Source organism: Mesorhizobium sp. M7A.F.Ca.CA.004.06.1.1 (assembly GCF_003999135.1).
GTDB lineage: Bacteria > Pseudomonadota > Alphaproteobacteria > Rhizobiales > Rhizobiaceae > Mesorhizobium.
Genome location: NZ_RZPQ01000769.1, coordinates 1 through 2,753, shown reverse-complemented (window position 1 = coordinate 2,753; position 2,753 = coordinate 1). Strand labels below are relative to the sequence as shown.

4 protein-coding genes are annotated in these 2,753 nt (G+C 64.2%); all 4 read right to left on the bottom strand.

Translation table 11 applies throughout. The features are described from left to right. Window positions 1-592: alpha-ketoglutarate-dependent dioxygenase AlkB (locus EN906_RS29875; RefSeq protein WP_164777464.1), on the bottom strand; the 592-nt coding region annotated here is incomplete at its 3' end. A gap of 102 nt (window positions 593-694) precedes the next feature. Then, the gene (gene lysM / locus EN906_RS29870; RefSeq protein ID WP_027039967.1) at window positions 695-1,168 is read right to left on the bottom strand and encodes a peptidoglycan-binding protein LysM; all 474 of its coding nucleotides are present in this window, start codon (window positions 1,166-1,168) and stop codon (window positions 695-697) included. An 88-nt stretch (window positions 1,169-1,256) separates the two neighbouring features. Continuing rightward, window positions 1,257-1,694 (bottom strand): alternative ribosome rescue aminoacyl-tRNA hydrolase ArfB, encoded by a 438-nt coding sequence (gene arfB, locus EN906_RS29865; RefSeq protein ID WP_023810634.1) that lies wholly within the window; start codon window positions 1,692-1,694, stop codon window positions 1,257-1,259. A gap of 84 nt (window positions 1,695-1,778) precedes the next feature. Beyond that, a partial coding sequence (locus tag EN906_RS29860; RefSeq protein ID WP_164777463.1) for a phosphoenolpyruvate carboxykinase (ATP) occupies window positions 1,779-2,753 on the bottom strand: 975 nt, incomplete at its 5' end.

Genomic DNA, 2,753 nt, shown 5'->3' with positions numbered 1-2,753 from the left:
GCGTCAGATTGACCCGCCCGCCGTTTTTCAGCAGCGCCGAGGTCGAGGGATAGATCCGATCGACGCCGTGAAAGCACAGCCGCCCCTCGCCGCCGAGCACCACGACGTCACCGCTTTGCAGCCTGAACGACTTGGTGGCGCCATCACGCGTGGTCTGGCCGACTCGGAACAGGCAGTCGTCGCCGAGCGAGACGGAGACGACCGACGCCGAAAGATCGGTCTCGTCGCGGTCCTGATGCAGGCCCATTTTTGCGTCCGGCGTGTAGAAATTGATGAGGCATGCTTCCGGCGGGTGCGAATAGCCCGAGACCTCGCGCCACAGGTCGAGCAGCGCATCCGGAATTGGCGGCCAAGGCGCCCCGGTTACCGGATGCGCCGGCTGGTAACGATAGCCGTGCTCCTTGTCGGTGACCCAGCCGAGCGGCCCGCAATTGGTCATACGCACGCTCATCTCCTTGCCGGTGCGCGGCATGGCCGGCACGAACAGCGGCGCCTGCTGCACGATCCGTCCCACCTCGTCGACCATCTCTTCCTGCGCGCTGCGCGACAGGTAGGCCGGCATGTGGCGGACGCCTTTGGGCAGGACGAGCACGGATTCGATTACCTCTTGGATGGTTCGGAACCGTAAAATGTCACGTTCAAATGAAAACGGCGACCCGAAAGCCGCCGCTCTTGTCGAATTGGCAGCCGCCGATCAGGCGAGGTCGGGAATGCGCAGCACCTGGCCCGGATAGATCTTGTCGGGATGGGTCAGCATCGGCTTGTTGGCCTCGAATATGACCGTGTTCTTGACGCCTTGGCCCTTGCCGTAGCTTTTCTCGGCGATCTTCCAGAGATTGTCGCCCTTCTTCACCGTGTAGAAGGTGGGCTCCTTGGCGGGGGCGGCGGCCGTGCCAGGTGCTGGCGCGACCTGCAATTCGTCCGCCTGCACTTTGGAGACGCCGAGCGTGTTGCCGACGGCGATGACCGCCTTCTCGAAGATCGACTGGTCCTTGACCACACCCTTCAGCACCGCCGTGTCGCCCGTGACGACGACCTCGACGCCATCGGTGCCGAGCTTGTGCGAATCGAGCTCCTTCTTGAGTGTGTCGGCCGTGGGTGCGGCTTCGTCGTCACCGCCGATGCCCAGTTTCTTGCCGACGCTCTTGACGAAATCGAACATGCCCATCCTTGGTCTCCCTTGCTAATGGCAATGGTTGAACTTTGCATCTGCGGTCCAAAATGGGAAGTCGTTTTGCGCGTGATTGGTGTGGTGCTTAATCGTTCTCCACCCGGCCCCGCAGCTTCTTGATCGTGCCGCGCCCGGCCTTGCTCTTCAGCCGCCGTTCCACGGCACCCTTCGACGGCCGTGTCTTCTTGCGCGGCGGCGGTGGCGGTTCGGCGGCCTTGGCGACCAATGCCGTCAGCCGTGCCCGCGCATCCGCCCGGTTCTGTTCCTGGGTGCGGAAGCGGCCTGCTTCGATGACGATGACACCGTCCTTGGTGGCACGCTGGCCGGCAAGCTTGATCGTCCGCTCGCGCACGCGCTCCGACAGACCCGTTGCGTTGGCCGCGTCGAAGCGCAGTTGCACCGCCGTCGCCACCTTGTTGACGTTCTGGCCGCCGGGACCGGACGAGCGGATGAAATCCTCGTGCAGGTCGCCCGGATGGATCACCGCATCGCCTGATATGATGATGTTGTCGTCGCTCGCCATGCCGCAGTCATGGCGCGGCGGATCGAAAAAGAAAAGGCCCGATCGAACCGGGCCTTTCAACGAAAGCTGACCCCTGTGGCGCGATTACTCCGCCGCTTCCTGCATGCGCGGCGCCGCGCCCAGCACCACGGCGTCGACATGGCTTTCGAATTTCTCGAAATTGACGGCGAACATGCCGACCAGCCGTGCCGCCTGACGGTCGTAGCCGGCCTTGTCGGCCCAGGTCGCCCGGGGGTCCAGAATCATCGGGTCGAGAATGGCGCTATCGATGCCCGGCACAGCCACCGGCACCTCGAAACCGAAATGAGGGTCGGTGCGGAACTCGGCCGTCTTCAGCGAGCCGTCAAGTGCGGCTGCAAGCAACGCGCGCGTCGCCTTGATCGGCATGCGCTTGCCGGTGCCGTAGGCGCCGCCGGTCCAGCCGGTATTGACCAGCCAGCAATCGGCGCCGTGGCGTGCAATCAGCTCGCGCAGCAGATTGCCGTATTCGGAAGGGTGGCGCGGCATGAACGGCGCACCGAAACAGGTCGAAAACGTCGCTTCGGGCTCGGTCACGCCCTTTTCGGTTCCGGCCACCTTGGCGGTGTAGCCGGACAGGAAATGATACATCGCCTGCGCCGGGGTCAGCCGCGCGATCGGCGGCATCACGCCGAACGCATCGGCGGTCAGCATGATGATGTTGTTGGGATGGTTGGCGCGGCCGGTCTTGCTGGCATTGGGGATGAAGTCCAGCGGGTAGGCGCAGCGTGTGTTCTCGGTCAGTCTTCCGTCGTTGAAATCCGGCACGCCATCAGCGTCGAGCACGACATTTTCCAGCACCGTGCCGAAGCGCTGCGTGGTGGCGAAGATTTCCGGCTCGGCTTCCGCCGACAGCTTGATCGTCTTGGCATAGCAGCCGCCTTCGAAATTGAAGATGCCGTGCGGCCCCCAGCCATGCTCGTCGTCGCCGATCAGCGTGCGCGAGGGATCGGCCGAGAGCGTCGTCTTGCCGGTGCCCGACAGGCCGAAGAAGATGGCGGCGTCGCCGGCCGCACCCTCATTGGCCGAGCAATGCATCGG